The organism is Nocardia sp. CA-128927, from assembly GCF_050955855.1.
Taxonomy (GTDB): Bacteria; Actinomycetota; Actinomycetes; order Mycobacteriales; family Mycobacteriaceae; genus Nocardia.
The window spans coordinates 9,031,487-9,057,570 of the sequence record NZ_CP192087.1; the positions used below are offsets into that span (position 1 = coordinate 9,031,487).

At 67.9% G+C, this 26,084-nt stretch carries 27 protein-coding genes; 14 read left to right on the plus strand and 13 right to left on the minus strand.

Features of this window, described 5'->3' with window-relative positions; genetic code table 11:
• Window positions 1-171 precede the first annotated feature (171 nt).
• Window positions 172-828 carry a hypothetical protein gene (locus ACQPW1_RS41980; RefSeq protein ID WP_433658776.1) on the plus strand — a complete coding sequence of 219 codons (657 nt, stop codon included), beginning with the start codon at window positions 172-174 and terminating at the stop codon, window positions 826-828.
• A 147-nt stretch (window positions 829-975) separates the two neighbouring features.
• Window positions 976-2,859, plus strand: a complete 1,884-nt coding sequence (locus ACQPW1_RS41985) for a molybdopterin-dependent oxidoreductase (RefSeq protein ID WP_433658778.1) — start codon at window positions 976-978, stop codon at window positions 2,857-2,859.
• 52 nt (window positions 2,860-2,911) lie between these two features.
• Here ACQPW1_RS41985 and ACQPW1_RS41990 read toward each other — a convergent pair whose 3' ends face one another.
• From ACQPW1_RS41990 to ACQPW1_RS42015, 6 genes are all read right to left on the minus strand, one after another.
• Window positions 2,912-4,393 carry an MFS transporter gene (locus ACQPW1_RS41990; protein WP_433658780.1) on the minus strand — a complete coding sequence of 494 codons (1,482 nt, stop codon included), beginning with the start codon at window positions 4,391-4,393 and terminating at the stop codon, window positions 2,912-2,914.
• Window positions 4,390-5,157, minus strand: coding sequence for a PadR family transcriptional regulator (locus ACQPW1_RS41995; protein WP_433658782.1), 768 nt, complete (start codon window positions 5,155-5,157; stop codon window positions 4,390-4,392). Before ACQPW1_RS41995 ends, ACQPW1_RS41990 begins: the two co-directional genes overlap by 4 nt.
• Before the next feature lie 241 nt (window positions 5,158-5,398).
• Entirely contained in the window at window positions 5,399-6,115 is a 717-nt protein-coding gene (locus tag ACQPW1_RS42000) for an ABC transporter permease (protein ID WP_433658784.1), read from the minus strand.
• Window positions 6,112-6,780: an ABC transporter permease gene (locus ACQPW1_RS42005; RefSeq protein WP_433658786.1), complete on the minus strand. Its 669-nt coding sequence runs from the start codon at window positions 6,778-6,780 to the stop codon at window positions 6,112-6,114. Before ACQPW1_RS42005 ends, ACQPW1_RS42000 begins: the two co-directional genes overlap by 4 nt.
• Window positions 6,777-7,940 (minus strand): ABC transporter ATP-binding protein, encoded by a 1,164-nt coding sequence (locus ACQPW1_RS42010; protein WP_433658788.1) that lies wholly within the window; start codon window positions 7,938-7,940, stop codon window positions 6,777-6,779. The genes ACQPW1_RS42005 and ACQPW1_RS42010 overlap by 4 nt, the downstream gene beginning before the upstream one ends.
• A gap of 9 nt (window positions 7,941-7,949) precedes the next feature.
• The gene (locus tag ACQPW1_RS42015; RefSeq protein WP_433665490.1) at window positions 7,950-8,834 is read right to left on the minus strand and encodes an ABC transporter substrate-binding protein; all 885 of its coding nucleotides are present in this window, start codon (window positions 8,832-8,834) and stop codon (window positions 7,950-7,952) included.
• Window positions 8,835-9,078: 244 nt separating this feature from the next.
• Between ACQPW1_RS42015 and ACQPW1_RS42020 the strand changes: the two genes are divergently transcribed.
• A complete protein-coding gene (locus tag ACQPW1_RS42020; protein ID WP_433658790.1) occupies window positions 9,079-9,972 on the plus strand; it encodes an ABC transporter substrate-binding protein in 894 nt (297 codons plus the stop codon).
• Between the two features lie 41 nt (window positions 9,973-10,013).
• Window positions 10,014-10,235, plus strand: a complete 222-nt coding sequence (locus ACQPW1_RS42025) for a hypothetical protein (protein ID WP_433658791.1) — start codon at window positions 10,014-10,016, stop codon at window positions 10,233-10,235.
• Between the two features lie 9 nt (window positions 10,236-10,244).
• Here ACQPW1_RS42025 and ACQPW1_RS42030 read toward each other — a convergent pair whose 3' ends face one another.
• The 4 genes from ACQPW1_RS42030 to ACQPW1_RS42045 all read right to left on the minus strand — a co-directional run bounded on the left by ACQPW1_RS42030 (window position 10,245) and on the right by ACQPW1_RS42045 (window position 14,872).
• On the minus strand, window positions 10,245-11,441 hold the full coding sequence (locus ACQPW1_RS42030; protein WP_433658793.1) for an NAD(P)-dependent malic enzyme: 1,197 nt from the start codon (window positions 11,439-11,441) through the stop codon (window positions 10,245-10,247).
• A gap of 439 nt (window positions 11,442-11,880) precedes the next feature.
• Complete coding sequence (locus ACQPW1_RS42035; RefSeq protein ID WP_433658795.1) at window positions 11,881-13,647, minus strand: FAD-binding protein; 1,767 nt, start codon at window positions 13,645-13,647, stop codon at window positions 11,881-11,883.
• 107 nt (window positions 13,648-13,754) lie between these two features.
• On the minus strand, window positions 13,755-14,021 hold the full coding sequence (locus ACQPW1_RS42040) for a hypothetical protein (protein WP_433658797.1): 267 nt from the start codon (window positions 14,019-14,021) through the stop codon (window positions 13,755-13,757).
• On the minus strand, window positions 14,018-14,872 hold the full coding sequence (locus tag ACQPW1_RS42045) for a PHP domain-containing protein (protein ID WP_433658799.1): 855 nt from the start codon (window positions 14,870-14,872) through the stop codon (window positions 14,018-14,020). The genes ACQPW1_RS42040 and ACQPW1_RS42045 overlap by 4 nt, the downstream gene beginning before the upstream one ends.
• A 138-nt stretch (window positions 14,873-15,010) precedes the next feature.
• Between ACQPW1_RS42045 and ACQPW1_RS42050 the strand changes: the two genes are divergently transcribed.
• On the plus strand, window positions 15,011-16,087 hold the full coding sequence (locus ACQPW1_RS42050; protein ID WP_433658801.1) for a magnesium and cobalt transport protein CorA: 1,077 nt from the start codon (window positions 15,011-15,013) through the stop codon (window positions 16,085-16,087).
• Between the two features lie 6 nt (window positions 16,088-16,093).
• Here ACQPW1_RS42050 and ACQPW1_RS42055 read toward each other — a convergent pair whose 3' ends face one another.
• The 3 genes from ACQPW1_RS42055 to ACQPW1_RS42065 are packed head-to-tail and all read right to left on the minus strand — an operon-like array spanning window position 16,094 to window position 18,151.
• Entirely contained in the window at window positions 16,094-16,675 is a 582-nt protein-coding gene (locus tag ACQPW1_RS42055; protein ID WP_433658803.1) for a suppressor of fused domain protein, read from the minus strand.
• Between the two features lie 3 nt (window positions 16,676-16,678).
• Window positions 16,679-17,170, minus strand: coding sequence for a general stress protein (locus ACQPW1_RS42060; protein ID WP_433658805.1), 492 nt, complete (start codon window positions 17,168-17,170; stop codon window positions 16,679-16,681).
• A gap of 12 nt (window positions 17,171-17,182) precedes the next feature.
• Window positions 17,183-18,151, minus strand: a complete 969-nt coding sequence (locus tag ACQPW1_RS42065) for an HpcH/HpaI aldolase/citrate lyase family protein (protein ID WP_433658807.1) — start codon at window positions 18,149-18,151, stop codon at window positions 17,183-17,185.
• Window positions 18,152-18,202: 51 nt separating this feature from the next.
• Between ACQPW1_RS42065 and ACQPW1_RS42070 the strand changes: the two genes are divergently transcribed.
• From ACQPW1_RS42070 to ACQPW1_RS42110, 9 genes are all read left to right on the plus strand, one after another.
• A complete protein-coding gene (locus tag ACQPW1_RS42070) occupies window positions 18,203-19,489 on the plus strand; it encodes a magnesium transporter MgtE N-terminal domain-containing protein (protein ID WP_433658809.1) in 1,287 nt (428 codons plus the stop codon).
• A complete protein-coding gene (locus tag ACQPW1_RS42075; RefSeq protein ID WP_433658811.1) occupies window positions 19,482-20,045 on the plus strand; it encodes a DUF1003 domain-containing protein in 564 nt (187 codons plus the stop codon). Before ACQPW1_RS42070 ends, ACQPW1_RS42075 begins: the two co-directional genes overlap by 8 nt.
• A gap of 120 nt (window positions 20,046-20,165) precedes the next feature.
• A complete protein-coding gene (locus ACQPW1_RS42080) occupies window positions 20,166-21,578 on the plus strand; it encodes a lytic transglycosylase domain-containing protein (protein ID WP_433658813.1) in 1,413 nt (470 codons plus the stop codon).
• A gap of 113 nt (window positions 21,579-21,691) precedes the next feature.
• Window positions 21,692-22,555, plus strand: coding sequence for a lytic transglycosylase domain-containing protein (locus ACQPW1_RS42085; protein ID WP_433658815.1), 864 nt, complete (start codon window positions 21,692-21,694; stop codon window positions 22,553-22,555).
• 19 nt (window positions 22,556-22,574) lie between these two features.
• The gene (locus ACQPW1_RS42090) at window positions 22,575-23,711 is read left to right on the plus strand and encodes an Mrp/NBP35 family ATP-binding protein (RefSeq protein WP_433658817.1); all 1,137 of its coding nucleotides are present in this window, start codon (window positions 22,575-22,577) and stop codon (window positions 23,709-23,711) included.
• Between the two features lie 205 nt (window positions 23,712-23,916).
• Window positions 23,917-24,237, plus strand: a complete 321-nt coding sequence (locus tag ACQPW1_RS42095; protein ID WP_433658819.1) for a DivIVA domain-containing protein — start codon at window positions 23,917-23,919, stop codon at window positions 24,235-24,237.
• Window positions 24,234-24,842 (plus strand): DNA-3-methyladenine glycosylase I, encoded by a 609-nt coding sequence (locus tag ACQPW1_RS42100; RefSeq protein ID WP_433658821.1) that lies wholly within the window; start codon window positions 24,234-24,236, stop codon window positions 24,840-24,842. Before ACQPW1_RS42095 ends, ACQPW1_RS42100 begins: the two co-directional genes overlap by 4 nt.
• A 141-nt stretch (window positions 24,843-24,983) precedes the next feature.
• Entirely contained in the window at window positions 24,984-25,151 is a 168-nt protein-coding gene (locus tag ACQPW1_RS42105; RefSeq protein ID WP_011211259.1) for a DUF3117 domain-containing protein, read from the plus strand.
• Entirely contained in the window at window positions 25,138-25,986 is an 849-nt protein-coding gene (locus tag ACQPW1_RS42110; RefSeq protein ID WP_433658823.1) for a putative RNA methyltransferase, read from the plus strand. Before ACQPW1_RS42105 ends, ACQPW1_RS42110 begins: the two co-directional genes overlap by 14 nt.
• Window positions 25,987-26,084: the final 98 nt, after the last annotated feature.

The window sequence follows — 26,084 nt, forward strand, 5'->3', positions numbered from 1 at the left end:
GAGTTACCCATGTACGCACGAAATCAGTTGTCCGGCCGAGTCGAAATCCGATGTTCGAAGGCGTCGCCCGCGAGTTTCCCTCGCAGGCGGCGCCTTTCGGGTTTCACGGACGGGGGGTCGTCGTTCGCGCTTCAATGGGGTGACACCGTCGAGGACCAGGAGCGTGCTGAGATGACTGACGGCGCAAGGAAATTGCTCGATGAGATCCAGGCGGAGTTGGCGCCGCGCGACTCGGACAATCGACTGGTTCCGCTGATCGCCGGGGGTAAGGCGGCGCGGGCGGTGTTCGCCGCGATCGCTACCGAGGAGTGGCGGATCACCGGGAGTGACTGGCGGAGTTTCCATGAGATGGCGGCGCGGGCGGCGGACTCGCAGGCCCGCGCGTTCTTCGGCATGCTCGCGCCGGGTGAGCAGCAGGCGCAGGGGATGTTGGAGGCGCTGTTCGCCGCGGCCGGGGCGGATCCGGGCACCGAACTGCCGCGGGCAGGATGTCAGGCGTACCCGGCATATGTGGCCTGGCTGGCGGTGAATGGCGAATCGTCCTCGGTCGCCGCGGGCATCTATGCGAACTTCGCCGCCTTCGGTGCTTACTGCCGCGACGTCGCCGCGGGCATGCGCGAGCACTACGGTTTCGACGACGCGGCCTGCGCGTTCTTCGACTTCTTCGCCGCCGATGTGCCCGAGATCGAACAGCAGGCCCTGCGCGCCATCCAGGCCGGTCTCGACTCCGGACGGCTGAAGCGCGACGAAGCCCACCTATACGCCCGCCTCTTCCAGAGCTACGAACTGATGTTCTGGAACACCCTCGCCGACGAATTCGCCGGATAACGCGACCCACAAGATCAAGGGGAACTGGTGTAGGCAACGTGTGAGAGGCCAACTGCACCAGTTCCCCATGATCTTGTGCGCTACCAGGCCAGAGGCCGTCATTGAATGGTCATATTCCTGGGGCTTTATCGCAGTACGCTCGAATTCATGGCCGAATTACGATCGCGGGTGACGGCTGGGATCGTCTCGGCAGCTGTGGCGCTCGGCGTCGCGGAACTGCTCGCGGCGTTCTTCGGCGCCGACAGCGCGCCCCTCAACGCCCTCGGCGCGACCGTGGTGGACCACACGCCCGACGGTGTCCGCGAATGGGCCATCACCACCTTCGGCACCAGCGACAAGACCGTGCTGTACATCTGCATGGCAGTGGTCGCCGTGGTGGTCGCTGGACTCGCGGGTGCGATCGAACGCACCTCGCGCGCAGCGGGTTCGACGGTGCTCGCGATCTTCGGCGTGGTCGCCACCATCGTCGCGGCCGGGCGGACCAGTCTGTCCGGTGCGCTGCCGACCATCGTCGGCGTCGCCGTCGGCATCTACGCGCTGCGGGTACTGACCCGGCGAATCGACGAGGCCGTCGAGGTATCCGACCGAGCTGTCGCGGCAGCCCGCGCCGAACACTCGGCAACACCGCCGGGTCGGCCCGCGGTTTCGAACGAAACACGCGGCACCGAAACAGGATCCGCAGTAGCAGCGAGCACCGCCGCAGCATCCGAATCCGCCGATCCCACGGCCGGACAGCCGACGACTACCCATGAACAGCTCGACACCGAAGCCACAACTGTCCGGTCGGCGAGCGAAACCCAGAGCGCTGGAGGGGAACCCGCGGCTGGTAGCCCATCGCCCGCCGCCAGCGCGGCGACCACCTCCGGCAGCATCGGTCCGTTGACCGTGAACCGGACACATCCCGCGGCTCCGATCTCCGGAGTCACCATCGACCCGGCCACAGCTGGGCGGGAAGCGGCGGCACCGGAACGGCGGCAGGTGTTGCAGGGGCTGCTGGTGGTGGGCGGATTGGCCGTTGTCACCGGCGTCGGTGGGCGACTGCTCGGCACGCGGCGACGGGATGTGTCGGGCGAACGGGCGGCAGTCGAGTTGCCGCAGCCGACCGCGCCCGAGGTGCCGATCGCGCCGGGCGCCGATCTCCGGGTGCCGGGGCTGACGCCCTACCTCACCGCCAACGAGGACTTCTATCGCATCGACACCGCGCTGATCGTGCCGCAGGTGTCCAAGGACGACTGGTCGCTGCGTATTCACGGCATGGTGGATCGCGAAATCCGGCTCACCTGGGCGGATTTGGCGAATCGTCCGGCCATGGAGCGGCTGGTGACGCTGGCGTGCGTGTCGAATCCGGTCGGCGGTGACCTGATCGGCAATGCCCGCTGGCTCGGCTACCGATTGGATGAACTGCTCGCCGAAGCGGGCCCGCACCCCGACGCCGACATGGTGCTCTCGCACAGCACCGACGGCTTCACCGCGGGCACCCCGCTGTCCGTCCTCACCGACGGCCGCGACGCCATGCTCGCCGTCGGCATGAACGGCGAACCACTCCCCGTCGTGCACGGCTATCCCGCTCGACTTGTGGTCCCCGGCCTCTACGGCTACGTCTCCGCCACCAAATGGGTGACCGAACTGGAGATCACCCGCTTCGACCGCGCCACCGCCTACTGGACCCGCCGCGGCTGGTCCGCCATGGGCCCGATCAAAACCGGCACCCGCATCGACACCCCGCGCGCCCGCAGCCGAATCAAACAGGGCCGCAACACCATTGCCGGTGTCGCCTGGGCCCAGCACCGCGGCATCCAAGCCGTCGAAGTCCAAATCGACAACGGCAACTGGCAACCCGCCCGCCTGGCCGACGACCAATCCATCGACACCTGGCGCCAATGGACCTACGACTGGGACGCCACCCCCGGCCCCCACACCGTCCGCGCCCGCACCACCGACGGCACCGGCGCCGTCCAAACCGCCGACCGCGCCGACGTAGTCCCCGACGGCGCCACCGGCTACCCCGCCGTCACCATCCAGGTCAGCTGAAAACACTGCGCCCCACGGACGAATATCCGTGGGGCGCAGTGGGTTTCGGTGATCAGCCGACCAGCGACTCTTCCTTGGTGAGTTTGTCCTTCGGGCCGGGGGCGGTGGATTTGCCGTGGCGGATGAAGGCGGCGGAGGCGAGGACGCCGATGATGAGGATGCCTGCGGGGAGCAGGGTGGATTGGCCGAGGGCGGTGCTGAAGGCGTCCTTGACGAATTCCGGGATGGGGCCTTGGCCCGCACCACCTTCGGCGACCTTGCCGCCGCCGAGGCCGTTGGCGGACATGCGGGCGGCGATCAGCGCGCTGATCGCCGCGCTGCCGAGGACCGAACCGACCTGCCGGGTGGTGTTGTAGACACCGGCGCCCGCGCCCGCCTGCTGGATCGGCAGGTTGTGCGTGGCGGTCGTCGCGAGCGGGCCCCAGATGCAGGAGTTCGCGAAGCCGGCCAGCGCGGCACCCACCAGGAACCAGACGATGGACGAGTCCGGCGACATCAGCGCGGAGAACCAGAACACCGACACCGCGAACAGTGCGAAGCCGATGGTCGGCAGGATCCTCGGGTGCAGGCGGTGGGAGAACTTGCCGACGAACGGCGCGAAGATGAGCGTGACGATGGCCATCGGCGCGAACACCAGCGCCGACTTGGTCGGCGACATCTCCCGCACCGCCTGCAGGTAGAAGTAGGACGGCACCATGAACGCGGTGACCGTTGCGCCCATCGCCGCGATGGCGATGTTGGACAGCGCGAAGTTGCGGTCCTTGAACAGGTTCAGCGGCAGCAGCGGCTCGCCCTTGTTCCGGGACTGGTTCACCGCGAACGCGGCGAGCACAAGCACGCCCGCGCCGATCACCAGCCAGATCCGCAGCGACCAGTCTTGACTGTTGCCTTCCTGGATGCCGAAGACGACCAGGAACATGCCGATACCGCTGAGCAGCACACCGGGGATGTCGAACTTGTGCTGGTTGGTCGGCAGCGCGGGCACCAGCCAGACGGCGAGCGCGAAGGCGACGATGCCGATCGGCACGTTGACGAAGAAAATCCACTTCCAGCTGAGGCCGTCGACCAGCACGCCGCCGAGGATCGGGCCGACCAGTGTGGCGAGACCGGCCACCGCACCCCACAGGCCCATGGCCGCGCCGCGCTTGTCCGGCGGGAAGGTGCGGGTGATCACCGCCATGGTCTGCGGTGTCATCAGCGCGGCGCCGATGCCCTGCGCGGCGCGCGCGGCGATCAGCATGCCGATGGTGCCGGACAGACCGCACCACAGCGACGCCGCGGTGAACACGGCCAGGCCGATGAGATAGATGTTCTTGGGGCCGAAGCGATCACCGAGCCTGCCGGTGACGAGCAGCGGCACCGCGTAGGCGAGCAGGTAGGCGCTGGTCACCCAGATCACCTTGGAGATGTCGGCATGCAGGTCGGTCATGATGGCCGGGTTGGCGACCGCGACGATCGTCATGTCCAGCAGGATCATGAAGAAGCCGACAACCAGCGCGGTGAGCGCCAGCCACGGATTGCGTTGAGTGGTCATGGATTCGGAGTTCCTATCTCGGAGGTCCCCGAGGACGGGGGAACAACGGCGGGTGGGTGCCATGCGGCGGCGGCAGGGTGATGGTGCGCCGATCGCCTGGTGTGCGGCGTCGGCGGCGGATCGTCATACTTGCCGCTGTCCCACGGGTGGTGTTGCGGCTGGGTGACTTTCGCGCCGGTGGCCGGGTCGAAGTCTTCCCATTCCAGGGAACCGCTTTCCAGTTCGTCGAGAAAGCTGGTGACCCAAGCGATCTCGGCGCCGATCATGGCGTGCAGGTACGGGAGAACGATGACGTAGCGGCGCGGCACCTTGCGCGCGCCGGCCCAGCTGATCAGCATCGCTACTTCGCCGTGTTCGGCTTCCAGATACCCGATCCGCTCCCGCAGCAGCGCGACCACGTCCTCCTTGGGCAGGTTGTGCGACTCGGCCAGCGCGACCGGAAACACCGGATATTCCGGCGTGGGGTATCGCAGGATCTCGGTGATCCGGTTCCGTAGCGCCACGCGGCCGTGCTCGGTGATCCGGTAGGTGGTGCGCTCGGGACGGTTCCCCTCCCGGTCGACCCCTTCGGCCCGCACCAATTTCTGCTCGGCCAGCCGCGCCACCGTGTGGTACAGCGAGCCGGGGCGCACCTTGATCAACGCGTCTTCGCGGCGCGCGATCAGCAGTTGATACATCTCGTACGGATGCATGGGCTGCTCCTCGAGCAGCGCGAGCACAGCGATCGCCAGTGGCGTCACCGCCGGACGCGCCTGCTGCGCCATTTCCCGTCACCTCCTGGTGGATCGCCCGCGCGTGGTCAGTGCGCGAGCCGGAGCGATCGACCCGCGAGGCGAACGCTAGCCCTGGCCTCCGACATGCTCCGTACTTAATATTCCACGTGGAATATACGGCGCGGAACAATCCGGCCGCAAGACCCAACGCTCGAACAGAAAGGTGATCGCGGGCACAGCAAACCGGCCCCGACATCAGTCGGGGCCGGGCTTCAGCGGGTCGTGCGGCAGCTCAGTCGGCGGACCGCACGTTGAGGTCAGGGGCCACCGGCAAGGCGTTGGCGCGACGCAGCCGCCCGGTGCCTGGGGCGCTCGCCCAGACCGTCAAAGCGAGCAGACCGTCCATGACCATGGCCAGGACGGCGACCAACAGCGCGCCGACGAGCACGCGGTCGTATCGATAGAGACTGATGCCGTCGAAGATGTAGCGACCGAGTCCGCCGAGGTTGACGTAGGCCGCGATGGTCGCGGTGGCGACGACCTGCAAGGTGGCCCCGCGCAGACCGGTGAGCAGGATGGGCATTGCGTTGGGCACCTCGACCCGGAACAGGATCTGGGTCTCGGTCATGCCCATGGCGCGCGAGGCGTCGACGACATCGGCTGGCACATTGGCGATTCCGGCGTAGGCACCGGCCAACAACGGTGGAATGCCCACTGTCACAAGGGCGAGCAGCGGCGGGATCAGACCGAGACCGAGGCCGAGCACCAGGAAGGTGAGCAGGCCGAGCGTCGGCAGGGCGCGCATGGCGTTGGCGAAACCGACCAGCACCGCGGCACCGCGCTTGGTGTGGCCGATCACCAGACCGAGTGGCACGGCGACCGCGGCGGAGATGACGATGGTGAGGAAGCTGTACCAAAGGTGTTCGGCGATACGGTGTTCGATGCCCGCGGGCCCGTTCCAGTTCGCGCCGTCGGTGAGGTAGTGCCAGGCGTCGATGAAAAGGTTCATGCGGCACCGCCTTTCGCCTTCGCGGACCTGGCATCGGCCCGCACCCACGGCGTCGACCAGCGGCCGAGCAGGTAGACGAGGCGGTCGAAGATCAGGGCGAGCGCCAGGATCACGATGATGCCCGCGACGATCTCGTCCGGATAGTCACGCTGATAGCCCTGGGTGAACAGCTTGCCGACGCCGCCGACACCGATCAGCGCGCCGACCGACACCATCGCGATGTTGGTCACCACCACCACCCGCAGGCTGGACACGAAAACCGGGATGGCCAACGGCATGTCGACGGTGAGCGTGCGCCGCAGCGAGCTGAAGCCGACCGCGTCGGCCGCGTCGAGCACCTCGGCGGACACCGAATCCAGCGCCGCGGGCACCGCGATCACCAGCAGCGCGGTCGAATACAGCGTCAGCGCGATGATCACGTTCAACGGGTCGATCGTCGAAATCCCGGCCAGCGGCGGGATGATCACGAACAGCGCCAGCGACGGAATGGTGTACGCCAGACTCGCCGTGGTCACCGTCACCCGGCGCAGCCAGGAGACGCGACGAACCAACGCGCCCACCGGAATCGCGATCACCAACCCGAGCACCAGCGGCACCAGCGCCAGGTACAGATGGGTTTTGGTGAACCCCATGATGTCGGCGAAGTTGTCGATCAGGTACCTCACGTCGGTCCCCCGCCGCTCACTTCCTGTTCGAAGAAGTGCCTGTTGCGCTCGGCGTCTTCGACGGCCCGCTGGTCGGCGAGCTGTTGCAGTATCTCGGTGGCCAGCACCCCGCCGCGCACGGCACCCGAATCATCCACGGCGACACCGACTCCGGAGGGCGAGGAGATCGCGGCGTCCAGCGCCTGACGCAGATCGCCGGTCGGGGTGAACAACGAGCCGCCCGCGGAAGTGCTGTCCGCCAGCGAACGTCCGCTGCGCACCGCCTCCACACCGGTCACGTCGATCCAACCGGCAGGCTTGTCGGCCGCGTCGACGATCAGCACCCAGTCGCCGCGATCCAAGCGCAGCGCCGGGATCTCCCCCGCCACCGCAGTCCGAATCTCGTGCAGCGGAACATCTTCCGCCGTTCGGAAGGACAGTCCCCGATACCCGCGATCCCGCCCGACGAAATCGGCGACGAAATCGGTGGCCGGTTGGGACAGCACATGATCCGGCGCGTCGTACTGCTGCAGCACGCCACCGCGACCGAACACCGCGACCCGATCGCCGAGGGTGATCGCCTCGTCGATGTCGTGCGTGACGAACACGATGGTCTTCTGCAATTCGGCTTGCAGCCTTTGCATTTCGGTCTGCAGCTCGGCCCGCACCACCGGGTCGACCGCGCTGAACGGCTCGTCCATCAGCAGCACCGGCGGGTCCGCCGCCAGCGCCCTGGCCACCCCGACACGCTGCTGCTGCCCGCCGGACAGCTGCGCCGGATACCGATTGGCCAGCCCCCGATCGAGGCCCACCCGATCGAGCACTTCCAGCGCCGCCGCACGGGCCGCCTTGCGCGAATCACCGCGCAGCACCGGCACGGTCGCCACATTGTCGACGACCGTGCGGTGCGGCAGCAGTCCCCCGCTTTGGATCACGTAACCGATACCGAGCCGCAGCTTTACCGGGTCGACCTTCGAAATGTCCTGTCCGGCAATGGTGATCGTGCCGGAGCTGGGCGTGATCATTCGGTTGATCATCCGCATCGAGGTGGTCTTACCGCAGCCGGACGGGCCGACGAACACGGTGAACGAGCCGGAATCGATGCGCAGATCGAGGTCGGTGACGGCGCGGGTGCCGTCCGGGTAGGTCTTACTGATACCGCGGAATTCGATATCGGACAACGGTTTCCCCTAGCCGGTCGGCGTGTTCAGTCCCTGCGCGGCCACCCAGGCGACAGCCGCCGCCTTGGGCTCGGTCTTGGCGGTACCGGACACGGCCTCGTTCAGTTTGATCAGCTCCGCGGTGGTCAGCTTGGCCGAGGCGGCGTTCAGCACGGCCAGCGCCTTGTCCGTCTTCTTGGCCGCGTTGAGCAGCGGGACCACGTTCTGCGCGGGGAAGTTGTGCTTCGGATCTTCCAGCACCACAAGGTTGTTCTGCGTGATGGCGGGCGAGGTGGTGAAGATATCCGCCGCGGTCACCTGACCCTCGACCAGCGCGCGCACGGTGGCGGGCCCGCCGCCGTCGGCGATCGGCACGAAGTTGTTCGCGGCGATGTCGAGGTTGTAGTTCTTCTTCAGGCCGGGCAGACCGCCCGCCCGCTCCTGGAATTCCGCGGGCGCACCGAATTTCACCTCGGCGGAGTGCGCGGCCAGGTCGGCGATCGAGTGCAGGTTCCAGCGCTCGGCGGTGGCCTTGGTGACCACCACCGCGTCGGAGTCCTCGCCGGGAGCCGGGGTGCCGATGGCCAGATCCGAACCGAGCGCCGTGGTGAGCGCGCTGTTGACATCGGCCGCGCTGGTCGCGGTCGCGTTCTTGTCCAAGTACTGCAGCAGGTTGCCGTTGTAGTCGGGAATCACCGAGATCGCGCACTTACGCACGGCCGGGACATACGCCTCGCGGCTGCCGATGTTCAGCTTGGTGTCGACCTTGAATCCGTTGACGCGCAACACCTCCGCGTACACCTCGGCGACCGTCTCGGACTCGGGGAAGTTCGCCGAGCCGACGATGAGCCCGTCACCGGCGCAGTCGCCCTTGCTGGCCAGTGGGTCGGAGTTGCCGCACGCGGACAGGATCATGGCGACGGCCAACGCCGCGGCGGCGACGATGAACCGGGTGGCGCGCAGCGCGAGGCGCAGCACCGACCGACCATGCCGCGCGGCATCGGGGGTGATCGAGGTTTTCACTGGAGTCCTTCCGACCTGACGGGCAGTGCGAGGTCCCGAGGCAACACAGCCACCGGTACATTCTGGGTGTCCATACTGCCCGCTTCAGGGTGTTCGTGTTAGCTCTGTCGGTCTCTCGGAGAGTTGGTGTCGCCGAATGGTGTTGCCCGCGTCGCTGCGGATGCTGGCTCGAGTACTGGTCGTCGCGACCGCCACACTGGCCGTATCCTGCGGTAACAGTGACCAAGGCGAGCGGATCACGGTCGGCGCCGGTGATTCGGTCGAGTCGACCGTGCTCGCCGAAATCTATGCGGGCGCGCTGGCGCGGATCGGCACCCGCACCTCGGTCGAACCCCATCTCGGTAGTCGCGCCGACTATCTCGCGGCGCTGGACGCGGGTCGGATCGACCTGATCGGTGAACACAACGGCGCACTGCTGGCCTTCCTCGACGGCAACGCCGCCGAACGCGCACCCGACAAGGTGCCCGCCGCGCTGAGCAAGTCGCTGCCCGAGGGTCTGGTGGTCACCGATGCCGCCGACGGCACCGACATGCGGCCACGGGTCGTGCTCACCGCCGAGGCCGCGACACACGACAACGTGCACACCGTCGCCGATCTCACGCCACGCTGCGGCACGCTCACGGTCGGCGTGGCCCCCATTCCGAACCTGATCGAACTGCCGCCGACACTCGAGCGGGTCGCGGACTGTGCCTTCGCCGCGACGGTGCCGTTCGCCGACGCCGTCGCGCTGCGAAAGGCCCTGCTGGACGGGCAGGTTCAAGCCGGACTGCTGACCGGCCCACCCGCCGTCGTAACCGGGTCGACCGACGGCCTGACGCTGCTGTCCGACGACAACTACGCGGTGCGCGCCGAGAACGTGCTGCCGCTGTTCCGCAAGGGCAAGCTCGACGAACGCCAGATCAAGAAGCTGAATTACGTTGCGGGCGAACTCACCACCGAGGAACTCGCCACGATGATCCGCGGCGTCCGGGACGATGGCGCGAAGCCTGCCGAGGTCGCGCGCAAGTGGCTCGACGACCACTCGCTGTGAACATCGCACGTTCGGCGCCGGACCTGGCTAACGTCTGAGCCGTGAGTATCAGGTTCATCGCCGGCTATGTGGCGCTCGTAGCGATATTGCTGTTCGCCTGGACGACCTACTCGGACAAGAATCCCTTGTTCGCGGCGGCGTTGGTCTTCGCGCTGTGCGCGATGATCGCCATGAACATCTGGATCCATCTGTCGCTCCGGAAGCACACCACCACGCGAAAGGCGCCCCGTCCCGAGCGGGACAAGGCGCCTTCCATCGAGTGAACTGACTTACTACGCAACGCCTTCGGCGCGCGCGGCGGCCGCGACGGCCTCGGCGACGGCCGGGGCGACTCGCGGGTCCAGCGGGCTGGGCACGATCTTCTCCGGGCCGAGTTCGTCGGCGACGACGCTGAGAATGGCGTCGGCGGCGGCGATCTTCATGCCCTCGGTGATCCGGCGGGCGCCCGCGTCGAGCGCGCCCTTGAACACGCCGGGGAAGGCGAGCACATTGTTGATCTGGTTCGGGAAGTCGCTGCGGCCGGTGGCGACGATCGCGGCGTACTTGCGCGCGACCTCGGGGTGGATCTCCGGATCCGGGTTGGACATGGCGAACACGATCGACTCCGGTGCCATCGAGGCGATGAGCTCCTCGGCGATCAGACCGGCGGACAGGCCGAGGAAGACGTCGGCACCGTTGAGCGCCTCGGCGGCACCGCCGACCAGCCCGCGCGGGTTGGTCCGGGTGGCCAGTTCGGCCTTCACGTCGTTGAGGTCGCTGCGCTCGCGGCCGATGATGCCCTTCGAGTCGAGCACGGTGACGTCCCGAACACCCGCGGCCAGCAGGATATTCGTGCACGCGACACCGGCCGCGCCCGCACCGGACACCACGACCTTCATGCCGTCGATGGCGCGACCCTGCACCCTGGCCGCGCCGTTGAGGGCGGCGAGCACCACGATGGCGGTGCCGTGCTGGTCGTCGTGCATGACCGGGCAGTCGAGCGCCTCGATGAGTCGCTTCTCCACCTCGAAGCAGCGCGGCGCCGAGATGTCCTCCAGGTTCACCGCGCCGAAGCTGGGGCGCAGCCGAATGATCGTCTCGACGATCTCGTCGACGTCCTTGGTGTCCAGCACAATCGGGATCGAGTTGAGCCCGGCGAACTTCTTGAACAGCGCGGCCTTGCCCTCCATCACGGGCAGCGAGGCGCGCGGGCCGATGTCACCGAGGCCGAGCACGGCGGTGCCGTCGCTGACCACGACGACGAGGCGGTCGGTCCAGGTGTAGCGCTTGCAGAGCTCGACGTCCTGCGCGATCGCCCGGCTCACCTGAGCGACGCCCGGGGTGTAGGCGATCGACAGGTCGCGCTGGGTCTCCAGCGGCGAGCTGAGTTCTACCGAGAGCTTGCCTCCGAGATGTCCCGCGAAAATCTCGTCGTGGGTGATTTCGGAAAGACTTGCAGTGGCATTCGGTGCGTCAGTCACAGGTGACACGATTTCACTCCTGCTCAGGCCGGACAAACCGGGGGACGGTTACCGCCGGGTATATAGGAATAAGGGTTTTCATTACGCTCATCGAGTGCGCTGACCGGTACGTTTCGCGGTCGGCGGCGGGTCGCGAAAACCCGTAGCCGATTTCGCTGACGTGGCGCGGCACTGATCCGCGGAGCGGGAGCCGGACGGGTGGGTCCGGACAGAACATGCGGCGTGATCCTCGGGTCGCGACGGTGCGTCGCGAGGCGGAGATCTCCGTAACTCCAGTACCCGGCGGTGGCTTAGGTAAAGGAATCCGACACATTCTGCCAGGACGGTCCGCGACTTGCCAAACCGGTCGGGTTCCCGCTGTGTCGCGCGCCGGTATCCAGCCTAGCGCGGCGGAATTACCAGGCGGTAAGCGAAAACTCGCACGTGGCCACGGCCGGGCGGTGAGTTGTCACAACGCGATCGGGTCGGCCGGTGTGAGGCGCGGGGCGGTCCCGTCCTCGTCCTCCGGCAGGATCTCGAGCGCGTCCGGGATCGCCGCCGAGCGCGCGCTCAGCACGCCCGCCTCGCGCTTGTACGTGACGACGGGCCCGCTGGCGTCGAGCACCAGGGTTTCCCGCCTGCCGCGCGGGAAAGGCTCGTGGACCGGCGCCACAGCAATCTCCGTGGCACCGACCACGCCGGCGTCCAGCGCCGCGATTTCCCGGGCGTCCGGCCGCACCCACACGTTGTCCAGGCCCCCTGACATCAGCCGCACCCGCCAGTCCGCCTCGGCCCCAGGATGATCGGTGCGCCGATGCATGCCGCGGCTCTCGGTCCGCGCCAGCGCGCTGTATTTGGTCCACCGCGCCACCGCGAGCAGCGCCGCCGCCTGCCTGGCCCGCAACCGGTCCAAACCGGTACCGCCGAGATCGTATTCGGCGCCGGGCCACATCGAATCGAGTTCGCCGATGCTGTCGACCAGGCTGCCCGCGCTGCGCCAATAGCTGCGCCGCAACGGAAGTGTGTGTTCCTGGACGAGGCCGACTACAGCGCGGGGATCGATCCTCGATACCGCACTCAGACCCGCCCCCGCGACCTCGCGTACCGGGCTGCGCCGGTCGGCGGTGCGCGCGTACCTGGCCGCCCCCGTGCCGGCCCACACACCGGACGCGATGGCCCACGCGCCGCCCTGACCACCGAAGCCGCTGACCGCACCGGTGATCGGCTCCCTGGTGGTCACGTCGCCCGCGCCGAACAATCCGCCGACCGTGGTCGCGCAGTCCGGACCCGCGAGGCGCAGACCGCCGGTGCCGCGCACGGTGCCCTCGAGCACGGCCCGCAGCGGCACCCGCCCGGTGCGGTCGACCAGGCCCTGCTCGGTCAGCCAGCCGCGCATCGTGCGGGGTACGTCATCGAGTGCCGCGAAGACCCTGCGGCCGTCGGCGATCGCGGCGAAGGCGGCGGCACGATTGCCTTCCAAGATCGTTCCCGACTCGTCGTACAGGGTGGCGAAGTGCAGTCCGAGGCCGGGCGCGGCCTGCGGCGGCGCGGCAGGCCGGGGCACATTCACCACGGGTGTCAGGCCGTAAGCGCTGGAGAACTCCATGCCCGACAGCTGGGCGCCTGCCTCCGCCGCGAACAGCAGTCCGTCGCCGGTGTCCACATCGGTGCCCGCACCGCCGGAGAGGAACGCACAGCCGCCGGTGGCCACCACCACGGCACCGGCCCGGACGGTCCACGCCTGGAACTGATTGTGCTGCTGCACCCCGGTCGCCCCGGCGACCTTGCCGTCGCGATCGACGAGCAGTTGCAGCGCCGGATGATGATCGAGGATGTGCACGCCCGCGTTGAGCACGCTGCGCCGCATCCGGCGCAGGTAGCTCGCGCCGTCCAGATACACCCGCAGCGAGGAGCCCGGGCCCGCGCCGGGGAATCGATAACCCCAGCGGGCCAGCTGTTCGACGCGCAGGTGCGTCTCCTCCAGCACCCGATGCATCCACTCCGGGTCGCCGAGTCCGCCGCCGTGTGCGTAGCCGCGGTGTACCGCCTCGTCCCTGGCCGGTCCCGGCGGGATGTTCCACAACGAGGTGGTGCCGTGGGCCGTCGGGCCGCTGGTGCCGCATCTGGCCTTGTCTGCGAGCACGACCCGGGCGCCGGTAGCGGCGGCGGATACGGCTGCCCAGGTTCCGGCGGGGCCACCGCCCAAAACCAGTACGTCCGTCTCGAGTTCCGCCACAAAGAGAAATGTTCGGCCACAATTCACGGAACCGCAACTATTAACGGAAGATTTAGCGCAGACGTTTTCGATCCGTTGTCAGATAAGCGCCGCGCGACGGCTGCTGATCAACTCCACCACTGCGTCCACAGCAATAATCCAGCGGCAACAAAAACAACCGCAGATCCGGAAAAAGCAGCTAAACCCCGACGCTTGTCCGAATAAATCTGTGCCGCAACGGCTATCACCGCCGACGCCACGTGCCACGCCACCGATTCATTGCCCGGACCGGGAAAGTCCTTCCTGGCCGCGACGACCGCGGTACCGATCACGACGAGCATCAGCGCCACGGTTCCGGCGGCGACGATCCCGCTGAGCCCGCGGACCACTTTCACGAGGCGATCACCGGCACGCCGGTCGCCTTGCCCGCGAGCACCTCGAATTGCGCGGGGTCGGTGGTGAACTGACCGAGGTGGGTGGACTTGTTGCTGCCGTGGTAGTCCGACGAGCCGGTGGTGATCAGGCCGAGCTCGGTGGCCAGCTCGGCGAGCACCGCGCGATCCGCCGCGGAATGGTCCGGGTGGTCGAGTTCCAGTCCGCCGAGCCCGAGGGTGGCCAGCTCGCGGATGTCGTCCAGGGCGAGCAGCCTGCCCCGCTTGCGCGCCCTCGCGTGCGCGATCACGCTGACGCCGCCCGCGGTGGCGATCATCTCGACCGCGCGGCGCAGCGGCGTGTCGGCCTTCTCGACGTAGTAGGGGCCGTGCGGCGCGAGCAATTCCTCGAACGCGGCATCGACACTCGGCACCACGCCCGCCGCGACCAGCGCCCTGGCCAGGTGCGGACGGCCCGCGGACGGACCGGCCGAGGCGAGCACGGCATCGGGATCGATCGGCAGGCCGTCGGCCACCATGCGCTCGGCCATCGCGCGCACCCGCTCCATCCGCTCGCCACGCAGCCGCTCGCGTTCGTCGGCGAAACTGCGGTCGGTCGGATCGAAGAGATAGGCGAGCAGATGCACGGGCACCGGCCAGCCGTCCTCGCCGAGGCCGATGCACGACATCTCCATGCCGCGGACCAGCGTCAGCCCCTTCGGCAGCGCGTCGACCGCCTCGGTCCAGCCCGACGTCGTGTCGTGGTCGGTGATCGCCACGACGTCCAGGCCGGCGGCGGCCGCGTTCTGTACCAGTTCGGCCGGGCTGTCGGTACCGTCGGACGCGGTCGAGTGGGTATGCAGATCGATGCGCACGCCTTCAGTCTTACAGTGTTCGATCGGCGGCGTTCACGGGTCCCTGCGTGGTTACACTGCGCTACCGCCTCCGGGCCCGTCGCTCACGCCGCAGGCGCAAGCCGAGAACCGCACCCCGCAGGGACGTAGCATCGCGATGTGCCATCGATTCCGCCGCTACCGTCGTTCCGCGGTTCGGGCCGTCCGGTCCGCGCCCTGCCGCGGATCCCGATCCCGACCGCCCGCGCGATTGTCGACTGCGGTGTCTATGTCGAAGGACGGCGACTGCCGGGCCGGTTCACGCACAAGGACGCGATGGCCGAGGTCAACAATCGCGGCACCGGGTTCGTCTGGGTCGGTCTGCACGATCCGGATGAGGCCCAGATGGCCGATATCGCCGAGACATTCGGCCTGCACGCACTCGCGGCCGAAGACGCCGTCACCGCGCATCAACGGCCCAAGCTGGAACGCTACGACGAAACACTGGTGCTGGTGATGCGCACGGTCGCCTACGTCGAACACGAATTGCACAGCATCAGCGAGATCGTGGAGACCGGCGAGATCATGGTCTTCACGGCACCCGACTTCGTCGTGTCCGTGCGGCACGGCGAGCACTCGGAGCTGGCCTCGCTCCGCAAGGAACTGGAGGCCGATCCGGCGCAGCTGATGTTCGGTCCCGGTGCGGTGCTGCACGCGATCGCCGACCACGTGGTGGATTCGTATATCGAAGTGGCACAGTCGGTCGAGCTCGATATCGATGCGATGGAGGAAGAGGTCTTCACCCCGCGCAGCCAGGTCGCGATCGAGTCGATCTATCAGCTCAAGCGCGAGGTCGTCGAACTTCGCCGGGCGGTGAACCCGCTCGCGATCCCGCTCCAACTGCTCGGGCACAAGCCGGATGTGCCGCTGCCCAAGGAGATTCGGCGGTACATGCGGGACGTGGCCGATCATCATGCCGGTGTCGCCGAACGCATCAGCGACTTCGACGAGGCGCTGAGCGCACTGATCAGCGCCGCGCTCGCCAAGATCGGCGTGCAGCAGAACACCGACATGCGCAAGATCTCGGCCTGGGTCGCGATCGCCGCGGTGCCGACGATGATCGCCGGGATCTACGGCATGAACTTCACGCACATGCCCGGATTGGAAGCGACCTGGGGCTTTTGGCTGGTGATCGCGGTCACGCTCGGCATCTGCTTCGCGCTGTTCACCACCTTCCGGCACAACAACTGGCTGTAGCCCGAATCACAAGCTGGCGGCGCCTCGTTCGGGATCGCGCACGTCGATCCCCGCCTCGGCCCACGCATCTCGCAACGCCTGCGCCCCGCGCACCCGCACCCACGCCGCCTCGGTAGCGGTCACCGGTGTCACCGCGAAGTAGCGCACCGGCTCGGCGGGCGCGGGCAACACGACCTCGGGAATCCCGCTGTCCCCCAACAACACCGCGGAGAACGGCGCACCGTGCCACATCGGCTCGCCCAGATCCATCAGCGCATCCGCTTGCAGCACAACACCTTCCACCGCGGGGGCGGCAGCGAGCACGCCGAGCGTCTTGGCCAGCCCCGAGCTCGCGCCCGCGGTACCGCGCAACGTGAGCACCAGCTCGGCCCGCGGGCCCTGCACCGGATCGGCAAGCAGCGCAGTGGGATCGCCCATCGGATGACGGGAGCCGCCCACCGTCGCGTAATGCACCAGCTCGCCGTCGACGATCCGCAGGATCTCGATCGGCTCCAACCCGAGGAACGTCACCGACGCCGAATCGACGCCGGTCGCCTGTACCCCGAAATGGTCCAGCACACCGGCGCGGACCGTCGACACCACCTCCATGCGTCAGATGGCCAGCCGCGCAAGCATGTCCCGCGCCTGTTCCGCGGACTTCGGGTCGCACAGCACGTCGTAGCGCCCGGCCACCAACTGCATGGTGGAGGCGAAGTCGCGCTGTCCCTTGGTCGCCGCGTACGGGATCGAGGTGGAGATGACGCCGAAGATGACGCCGCCGACCAGGCCGACCAGCAGCGGGCCGAACGCACCGCTGGTGGTGAACAGGCTCAGCAGCAGACCGAGGAACAAGCCGAGCCATGCTCCGCTCACCACGCCGCCACCGATGACCTTGCCCCACGTCAGCCGATAGAGGACCCGCTCGACCTGCATCAGGTCGACGCCGACGATGGTCACGTCCTGCACCGGGAACTGCCCGTCGGCCAGGTAGTCGACGGCCTTCTGCGCCTCGGCGTAGGTGGGATAGGAGCCGACCGGCCAGCCGGACGGCGGCGTCGGCAGGGCCTGCCGTGCGCGATTCGAGTTCCCCAAGGGATTCGTCATGTCTCTATTCTGCTATTTCGGCCGGTTTTCCGGGGGTGTGAAACGCGTGGTACGCGTCATTGTGGCCGCGCGGCCCTTTTCCGCGATCACCTGAGCCATTTTCGCGCTTGCCTCATCGATCATTTCGTCACCGAGCATGACCGCACCGCGCGCGCCGCCCTCGGCCGAGGTGTGGAAGGCGTACGCGTCCAGGATCAGCTCGGCGCGGTCGTAATCGGACTGGCGCGGGCTGAAGATCTCGTTGGCGGCCTCGATCTGGCCGGGATGCAGCACCCACTTGCCGTCGAAACCGAGCGCGGCGGTGCGCCCGGCGGCCCGCCGGAAGCCGTCCACATCCCGAATCTGCAGGTACGGGCCGTCGATCGCCTGCAGGCCGTGCGCGCGGGCGGTGAGCAGGATCGTCATCAGGATGTGGTGATAGGCGTCGCCGGTGTCGTAGCCCTCCGGCTGTTCGCCGACCACCAGGGTGCGCATATTGATGCTGGCCATGAAGTCGGCCGGGCCGAACACCAGCGCCTGCACCCGCGGACTCGCGGTGGCGATCTCGTCGATGTTGCGTAGCCCCAACGCGTTTTCGAGCTGCGGCTCGATGCCGATGCGGCCGACCTCGAGTCCGGTCGCCTTCTCCAACTGGGTGAGCAGCAGATCCAGCGCCCGTACCTGACCGGCGTCGGTCACCTTCGGCAGCAGGATGGCGTCCAGTGCCGTGCCCGCGCCCTCGACAATGGTGATCACGTCGGTGTAGGTCCACTGCGTGGTCCAGTCGTTGACGCGGACCACGCGCAATTGCGATCCCCAGTCGGAGTCGTTCAGCGCCGCCACGATATTCGCCCGCGCCTCGGCCTTGGCGGGCGGCGCGACGGCGTCCTCCAGATCGAGAAACACCTCGTCGACGGGCAGGCCCTTGGCCTTTTCGATCATCTTCTTGTTGCTGCCCGGACAGGCGAGCACCGAACGGCGCGGCTTCAAGATCACTCCCATCGATCGTGGCGTGGTACCGACACCCACCCGCGAACCTCTAGCCTGGCAAGCATGGCAGCTACCAGGGTGTACGTCGCCAGGCTGGCCGGCCTGGTGGTGTTGGGACCGGACGGCGAGTCTATCGGCCGGGTCCGTGACGTGGTCGTGGCCATCCGGTACGACCGACAGCAACCCCGCATTCACGGCCTCGTCGTCGAATTGCCCACCCGGCGGCGCATTTTCGTGCCGATCCTGCGGGTCACCGCGATCGAGCCGGGCGTGGTGACATTGAACACCGGGACGGTGAGCCTGCGCCGGTTCAACCAGCGGCCCGGCGAGATGCTCGCGCTGGCGCAGATCGTGGATTCCTCGGTGCGCGTGGAGGATCCGGATCTGCCCGACCTCGCCGACGTGGATGTGATCGTGGTCGATCTCGGCATGGAGCAGACCCGCACCAGGGATTGGCGGGTGACCAGGGTCGCCGTGCGTGGGCACCGCCGGATCGGGCGCAGGCGCACCGTGCACGTCGTGGATTGGATCGATGTCTCGGGGCTGACGCCGAACGACATCGACCAGCCGGGCCAGGAGGTCACCCAGCTGCTCGAGCAGTTCGAGGGATTGCGCCCCGCCGACGTCGCGCACCTGCTGCGCGAGCTGCCGGAGAAACGCCGCATCGAGGTGGCGGTCGCGCTCGACGACGAGCGGCTCGCCGATGTGGTGCAGGAGCTGCCCGACGACGAACAGGTCGACCTGCTCGGCCATCTGGAGGTGCGCCGCGCCGCCGACGTGCTCGAAGCGATGGATCCCGACGACGCCGCCGACCTGCTCGGCGAGCTGCCGGTCAACGAGGCCGAATCGCTGCTCGCGCTGATGGACCCGGAGGAGTCCGAGCCGGTACGCAGGCTGCTCGAACATTCCCCGTACAGCGCGGGCGGCCTGATGACGCCCAAGCCGGTGATCCTGACGCCGTCCACCACGGTCGCCGAGGCGCTGGCCCGGGTACGCAACCCCGATCTGACGCCGGCGCTGGCGTCCATGGTGTTCGTGGTCCGGCCGCCGACCTCGACACCCACCGGCCGGTATCTCGGGTCGGTGCACATCCAGCGGCTGCTGCGCGAGCCGCCGGCCCATCTGGTCGGCGGGATCCTCGACGCGGGGCTGGCTCCGTTGCGGGCAGACGTCCCGCTGGCCGCGGTGACCCGCTACTTCGCCACCTACAACCTGGTCTGCGGACCGGTGGTGGACGAGGAGAACCACCTGCTCGGCGCCGTCAGCGTCGACGACGTGCTCGACCATTTGCTACCCGATGACTGGCGCGACCAGGAAGAGCTACACGAAGGGATAGCTGGACATGATTGACAAGGTCGGCGGCGCGCGGCAGCGGCTGGAGACGCCGGTCGAGTCCCGGTTCCGCATCGATTGGGACGCGGACGCCCTCGCGCGCAGCAGCGAACGCGTCGCTCGCTTCCTCGGCACCGGCCGCTACCTGGCCATTCAGACGTTCATCGTGATCGTTTGGATCACGTTAAATGTTGGCGTCATCGCGTTGCGCTGGGATCCATATCCGTTCATTCTGTTGAATCTGGCGTTCTCTACCCAGGCTGCCTATGCCGCGCCGTTGATCCTGCTCGCGCAGAACCGGCAGGACAACCGCGACCGGGTCTCGCTGGAGGAGGACCGGATGCGGGCCGCCCAGACCAAGGCGGACACCGAATTCCTCGCCCGCGAACTCGCAGCGTTGCGGATCGCGGTCGGCGAAGTCGCGACTCGCGACTATTTGCGCAGGGAATTGGAGGAGATGAAGGAGATACTGGATCGGATCGAGGGTGCGGGCACGGCCAAGCCGCAACGCAAGAAGAGTTCCGGCCGAAAGCAGTCCCCAGCCCCGGTTTCACCGGCTGTAGCTGACGATTGACCGGAAATACCAAACAACTACCTGACTGGTGGGTAACCTGGACAGCGTTGTCCCGAGCGGCGCCGGGAAGGGGATGTCCCAGATAGCCGCTCACACGACGTAGAGGATTGGTGTGGCTGAATGCGTATATCTGCTCCGATAACCGTCTCGGCCCTGGTCGTAGCCGGTCTTGTCGCCACTGGCTCAGCCTCCGATCCCACCACTTCCACCGGCGCACCCAAGGCACCTGAGGCTTTGCTGGCCGCATCGACGAATCCGGCCGGATCCACGGACGCCTCGGGTAAGTCCACCGAGACCGGACTGTCTAAGACAGTTGGTCTCCTTCCGGTAACCCAGGAGTCTCCCCGCAAACTCCGGGCAATGACTCCGTCCGACGGCTCGGCGCCGTTTGCCGGACGAGTGCCACTACAGGAGATCTCGCTCCCGCTGATCGGCGGCGCGCTCGGTATCCCGGAGGTCGTGCTCGCCGCGTACCGCAACGCCGAACTCGCGCTGGAGTCCTCCGCGCCGGACTGCGGGTTGTCCTGGAGTCTGCTGGCCGGCATCGGCCGGATCGAATCGGGCCACGCGGGCGGCGGACGCACCGACGCCGCGGGCACCACGGTCACCCCGATCTACGGCCCCGCGCTGGACGGCACGCTGCCCGGCAACGAGGTCATCAAGGCCGCCAGCGGCGGTTACGTCCGCGCGGTCGGCCCGATGCAGTTCCTGCCGGGCACCTGGACGCATTACGCCGCCGACGGTAACGGCGACGGGGTCGCCGATCCGAACAATGTCTTCGACGCCGCGCTCGCCGCGGGCAAGTACCTGTGCTCGGGCGGGCTGAACCTGCGCGATCAGGCTCAGGAACTACAGGCGGTGCTGCGCTACAACAACTCGACGGCCTACGCGGCCAACGTGCTCAGCTGGGCCGCGGCATACCGCACCGGCGGTGCGCCGACCCAGGTCACCATCTCGCCCGATCTGATCCCGCCGGGCAGCAGCGCGCCCGCCCAGCTGCCGGACATGACGGCGGTGACCTACACCAACGCGACGCCGACCACGACGGCCCCCGCGCCGCAGACCACCACCACGGCACCGACGCCGACCGAGGTGATGATCACCATCCCCGGCCTGCCGCCGATCCCGTGTGGCATCTTCTGCCCGCCGCCGCCGAAGCCGCTCAATCCCTGTGAGCCCGCGGTGATCCCGGCCCCGATGCCGCAGCCGGGGGAGCCCGCAGAGCCCGCCGCCGTGCCGGGCGCACCCGGACAGACCTTCGGTGTCGGCGTGGCCCCGAAGGATCCCGCGCACCCGGAGCCGCCCGTCGCGCCGGTCTGCACGCCGCCTGACGCCGCTCAGCAGCAGGCTCCGGCACCTCAGGCACCCGCGCCCGGTCAGCAGGCCGTACAGCCGCCGGAAGCGACACCCGAGGCGCCGCCCACCGTTACCGTGGAACAGACACCTTCCGCGGAGGCCGCGCCGACGCAGCAGCCGGGCATCACATTGCCGTTCGGCATCGTGATTCCGCTGCCGCCTGCCCCCCAGGGCTGACGCCACACTCGAAGCAGGTCACGAAGTAGTAACAAAAAGGTCTCGGATGCGGTAGTCTCCTCTTCGTCAGATCACGAAGGGCTCACATCGAGCCGTTGGAGGGTCACCGCACAGTGGGGCGTCACCGAAAACAACCAGCTGTCACCGTTAAACGCAGCTCGGTTATCGCATTAACCGGATTGGTTCCCGCTGGACTGATGGCGTGCACCGCCGCGTCCAACGTGGGACATGGGAATACCGCCACAGCGGTGGAACAGCACCTCCCGGGGGACGATCAGGACGCACAGGGTGCCAGGCCCGCAGCACTGATGACGGACCCGGGCGCAACAACCGAATTCGTGGCCAACAAGATGGCCAAGCCGAGCGGTCCGCCGGTGGTGAAAAGCGTTGCGCTGGCCGATGGCCGGCAGCTCGCGGCACTGCCCGCCGGGCCGATGGGTGTGCCAGGCATCGCGGTCGCGGCGTATGAGAACGCCGAACGCATCCTCGCCGAAGAGAACCCGACCTGTGCCATGCCGTGGTCGATGCTGGCCGGTATCGGCCGCGTCGAATCCACGCACGCGTACGGCAAGGCCGACGCCGACGGCAACCCGCTCACCGCGGTCTACGGCCCGGTGCTCGACGGAAGCCTGTACGGCAACAACGTCGTTCGGGACACCGACGGCGGCGAGCTGGACGGCCTGGCCGGGTACGACCGCGCGATCGGCCCGATGCAGTTCCTGCCGCAGACCTGGAAGCGCTACGCCGCCGACGGCAACGGTGACGGCATCGCCGATCCACAGAACCTCTTCGACGCGGCACTGACCGCCGGAAAGTACCTGTGCGACGGCGGTTTGAACATGCGCGACCTCGCCCAGCAGTCCAAGGCGATCCTGCGCTACAACAACTCGATGGCCTACGTCGCCAATGTCATGGCCTGGGAAACCTCCTACGCCAATGGCGTCGCACCACGGGCCGGGGACCTGCCCCGAATTTGACACGCCTAAAATTCCTGCCATGCCAGTAGTTACGGAATCGGATGTGCGGGGCGCTCTCGCAAAGGTCGACGATCCGGAGATCCGCAAGCCGATCACCGAACTGGGCATGGTGAAGAGCATCGCGATCAACGCGGACAGCAATGTCCACATCGAGGTCTACCTGACGACGGCGGGCTGCCCGCTGCGCACCGAGATCATCCAGCGGGTCACCAAGGCCGTCGCCGACGTGGCAGGCGTCGGCGCGGTCACCGTCGATCTCGACGTGATGAACGACGAGCAGCGCACCAACCTGCGCAAGCAGCTGCGCGGCGACTCGGCGGACCCGGTCATTCCGTTCGCCCAGCCCGGCTCGCTGACCCGCGTGTACGCGGTCGCGTCCGGCAAGGGCGGCGTCGGAAAGTCCAGCGTCACAGTCAACCTCGCCGCCGCCATGGCCGCGCGCGGGCTCTCCGTCGGCATCCTGGACGCCGACATCTACGGCCACTCGATCCCCCGCATGCTCGGCACCGACGCCCGGCCCACCCAGGTCGAGAAGATGATCATGCCGCCGCAGGCGCACGGCGTGAAGATGATCTCCATCGCGCAGTTCACCCAGGGCAACACGCCGGTGGTGTGGCGCGGCCCGATGCTGCACCGGGCGCTGCAGCAGTTCCTCGCCGACGTGTTCTGGGGCGACCTGGACGTGCTGCTGCTCGACCTGCCGCCGGGTACCGGCGACATCGCCATCTCGATCGCCCAGCTGATCCCCGGCGCCGAGATCCTCGTCGTCACCACCCCGCAGATCGCCGCCGCCGAGGTGGCCGAGCGCGCGGGCGCCATCGCGCTGCAGACCCGGCAGCGGATCGCCGGCGTGGTGGAGAACATGTCCTGGCTCGACCTGCCCGACGGCAGCCGGATGGAGCTCTACGGATCCGGCGGCGGACAGGTGGTCGCCGACCGCCTCACCCGCGCCGTCGGCGCCGACGTGCCGCTGCTCGGCCAGATCCCGATCGAACAGGCCGTGCGCGAAGCGGGCGACGACGGCACGCCGATCGTGCTGCGCTCCCCCGAGACCCCGGCCGCCAAGGCACTGCTCGACATCGCCGACAAGCTGGCCGTCCGCCGACGCGGACTGGCGGGCATGTCCTTGAACATCGACACCACGCGACACGGCTAGCGGTCCCGCCTCTCCGCGTATTCAGGCCAGATCTAGGCGCGGCGAGACCGACGTTGGCGACCGGCGGTGCGGTGATAGAGGACTTAGCCGGTCCCCCACGAGTTACCCATGTGCGTGCGAAATCAGGTGTCCCGACGACCTCGAGGTCTGATTTCCGCGTGGACTGCATGTGCTCGGTGTCGGACCCAGCCAATAAGCTCGGGGCATGCTCACGTTGCTGTTGTACGTGCTGATCGTCGGTCTCGTTGCCGCGGTGCTGTTCCTGCTCGCCAGTGCGGTATTCGGGCGGGCCGAGGAGTTGGCGCCGCTGCCGGAGGGGACCACGGCAACCGTGCTGCCCGCCGAGGGGATCTCCGGGGCCGATGTCCGGTCGCTGCGGTTCCAGCAGGTAGTGCGCGGTTACAAGGCGTCGGAGGTGGACTGGACGCTGGCCCGGCTCGCCGCCAGAATCGACGAGCTACAACATCAACTGGCCGAGGCGCAGGCCGCGCGGTGGCAGACACCGGTCGCACCGGAACCCCAATGAGCCCCGCCGACATGCAGGTCGCCGAGGACGACGGCCGGATCCGCTGCGCCTGGCCGCTGGAGACCCAGCTGTACCGCGACTATCACGACTTCGAGTGGGGCAAACCGCTGCACGGCGACGACGCCCTCTTCGAGCGACTGTGCCTGGAGGCCTTCCAGTCGGGGCTCTCGTGGATCACCATCCTGCGCAAGCGGCCGTCTTTCCGGGCGGCGTTCGCGGGATTCTCGATCGAGCGAGTCGCCCAGTTCGGCGAGGCCGATGTGGCGCGCCTGCTCGCCGATACCGGCATCGTGCGCAACAGGCTGAAGATCGAGGCGGCGATCGGCAACGCCCGGGTTGCTCGCGATCTAGATATCGGACTGGACACATTGCTCTGGTCGTTCGCCCCGGCCCCGCGGCCACGCCCGAAAACCGGCTCCGACGTGCCCGCCAGCACACCCGAATCCGTAGCTCTGGCAAAAGAATTGAAGCGGCGCGGGTTCCGTTTCGTCGGGCCGACCACGGCCTACGCACTGATGCAGGCGACCGGGATGGTAGACGATCACCTGGCCGATTGCTGGGTCGGTAGTGACGTGTCCGACACAGTCCGACCGGTCACTTTTTGAACTCAGGTATCCGTCCACATCCGCGATAGGGAAGAATGGGACAGGTGTAGCTCGCCAAATGCCGGCGAGCTCGCTGGTTGGTGACAACTGGAGTTCCAAGAAAGTGCGCAGCATATCGCGCAGATCTGGAGGGAGCAGAGGATGGCGGCCATGAAGCCCCGTACCGGGGACGGTCCCCTCGAGGCAACCAAGGAAGGGCGTGGAATCGTCATGCGGGTTCCACTCGAGGGTGGCGGGCGTTTGGTCGTCGAACTCACGCCGGACGAGGCCGCGGCGCTCGGCGACGAACTGAAGAGTGTCACCAGCTGATACCTCAGCGCTGGCCGCTGTGGCCGGTCTGCTGGCTTGCCCGGAATGCGCGCTCGAACTCGAGCCGCGTGATCGGGTACTGCGCTGTGGACACGGGCACAGTTTCGACATCGCCAAGCAGGGCTATGTCAGCCTGCTGACCGGCGCGTCGACCAAAATGACGGGTGACACCGCGGCCATGCTGGACGCGCGGGCCACCTTTCAGGGTGGGGGACATTTCGCACCGATCGCCGCCGCGACAGCACAGGCGGTCGGGCCGGACGCGCATGCGCCCGGCACCGTACTGGAGGTGGGCGCGGGCACCGGCTACTACCTGGCCGGTGCGCTCGACGCCGCACCTTCGACCCTAGGCATCGCGCTGGACGTGGCCAAACCGGCCGCTAAACGCTGCGCCCGCGCGCATCCACGGGCGGCGTCGGTACTAGCCGACGCCTGGCGAGGGCTGCCCGTCCGCGACGGCACCCTGCGCGCCGTGCTGTCGGTGTTCGCGCCGCGCAATCCGGCCGAGGTCGCCCGGGTGCTCACCGCGGACGGCCGATTCGTCGTCGCCACCCCCACCGAACGTCACCTGCGCGAGTTGATCGGCCCGCTCGGCATGGTGACCGTCGACCCGGACAAGGATCGCCGGCTGGACACGACCATGTCCGGCCACTTCACCGTGGTCGATCGCGTGCTGGTCGAGTATCCGATGAAACTCACGCGGGCCGACGTGGCGAACGTAGTCGGCATGGGCCCCTCCGCCCACCACACGACCACCGACGACACCCGCACAGCCCTCCAGGACCCAACCGAGGTCACCGCCTCGGTCCTGATCTCCACCTACCACCAGACCTAACCGACCGAAGGCGCCCCTCAGTCGCCCAGACCCACCAAAGGTCGCCTTCAGTCGATCTCGTGACGCCGACCGAAGGCGTCCTTCAGTCGGACAGACCT

Excerpts from the sequence above, each read along its gene's own strand:
- ACQPW1_RS41980 (WP_433658776.1), top strand. The coding sequence starts at position 172 with ATGACTGACGGCGCAAGGAAATTGCTCGATGAGATCCAGGCGGAGTTG.
- ACQPW1_RS41985 (WP_433658778.1), top strand. The coding sequence starts at position 976 with ATGGCCGAATTACGATCGCGGGTGACGGCTGGGATCGTCTCGGCAGCT.
- ACQPW1_RS41990 (WP_433658780.1), bottom strand. The coding sequence starts at position 4,393 with ATGACCACTCAACGCAATCCGTGGCTGGCGCTCACCGCGCTGGTTGTC.
- ACQPW1_RS41995 (WP_433658782.1), bottom strand. The coding sequence starts at position 5,157 with ATGGCGCAGCAGGCGCGTCCGGCGGTGACGCCACTGGCGATCGCTGTG.
- ACQPW1_RS42000 (WP_433658784.1), bottom strand. The coding sequence starts at position 6,115 with ATGAACCTTTTCATCGACGCCTGGCACTACCTCACCGACGGCGCGAAC.
- ACQPW1_RS42015 (WP_433665490.1), bottom strand. The coding sequence starts at position 8,834 with ATGATCCTGTCCGCGTGCGGCAACTCCGACCCACTGGCCAGCAAGGGC.
- ACQPW1_RS42020 (WP_433658790.1), top strand. The coding sequence starts at position 9,079 with ATGGTGTTGCCCGCGTCGCTGCGGATGCTGGCTCGAGTACTGGTCGTC.
- ACQPW1_RS42055 (WP_433658803.1), bottom strand. The coding sequence starts at position 16,675 with ATGGAGGTGGTGTCGACGGTCCGCGCCGGTGTGCTGGACCATTTCGGG.
- ACQPW1_RS42060 (WP_433658805.1), bottom strand. The coding sequence starts at position 17,170 with ATGACGAATCCCTTGGGGAACTCGAATCGCGCACGGCAGGCCCTGCCG.
- ACQPW1_RS42065 (WP_433658807.1), bottom strand. The coding sequence starts at position 18,151 with ATGGGAGTGATCTTGAAGCCGCGCCGTTCGGTGCTCGCCTGTCCGGGC.
- ACQPW1_RS42070 (WP_433658809.1), top strand. The coding sequence starts at position 18,203 with ATGGCAGCTACCAGGGTGTACGTCGCCAGGCTGGCCGGCCTGGTGGTG.
- ACQPW1_RS42075 (WP_433658811.1), top strand. The coding sequence starts at position 19,482 with ATGATTGACAAGGTCGGCGGCGCGCGGCAGCGGCTGGAGACGCCGGTC.
- ACQPW1_RS42080 (WP_433658813.1), top strand. The coding sequence starts at position 20,166 with ATGCGTATATCTGCTCCGATAACCGTCTCGGCCCTGGTCGTAGCCGGT.
- ACQPW1_RS42090 (WP_433658817.1), top strand. The coding sequence starts at position 22,575 with ATGCCAGTAGTTACGGAATCGGATGTGCGGGGCGCTCTCGCAAAGGTC.
- ACQPW1_RS42095 (WP_433658819.1), top strand. The coding sequence starts at position 23,917 with ATGCTCACGTTGCTGTTGTACGTGCTGATCGTCGGTCTCGTTGCCGCG.
- ACQPW1_RS42100 (WP_433658821.1), top strand. The coding sequence starts at position 24,234 with ATGAGCCCCGCCGACATGCAGGTCGCCGAGGACGACGGCCGGATCCGC.
- ACQPW1_RS42105 (WP_011211259.1), top strand. The coding sequence starts at position 24,984 with ATGGCGGCCATGAAGCCCCGTACCGGGGACGGTCCCCTCGAGGCAACC.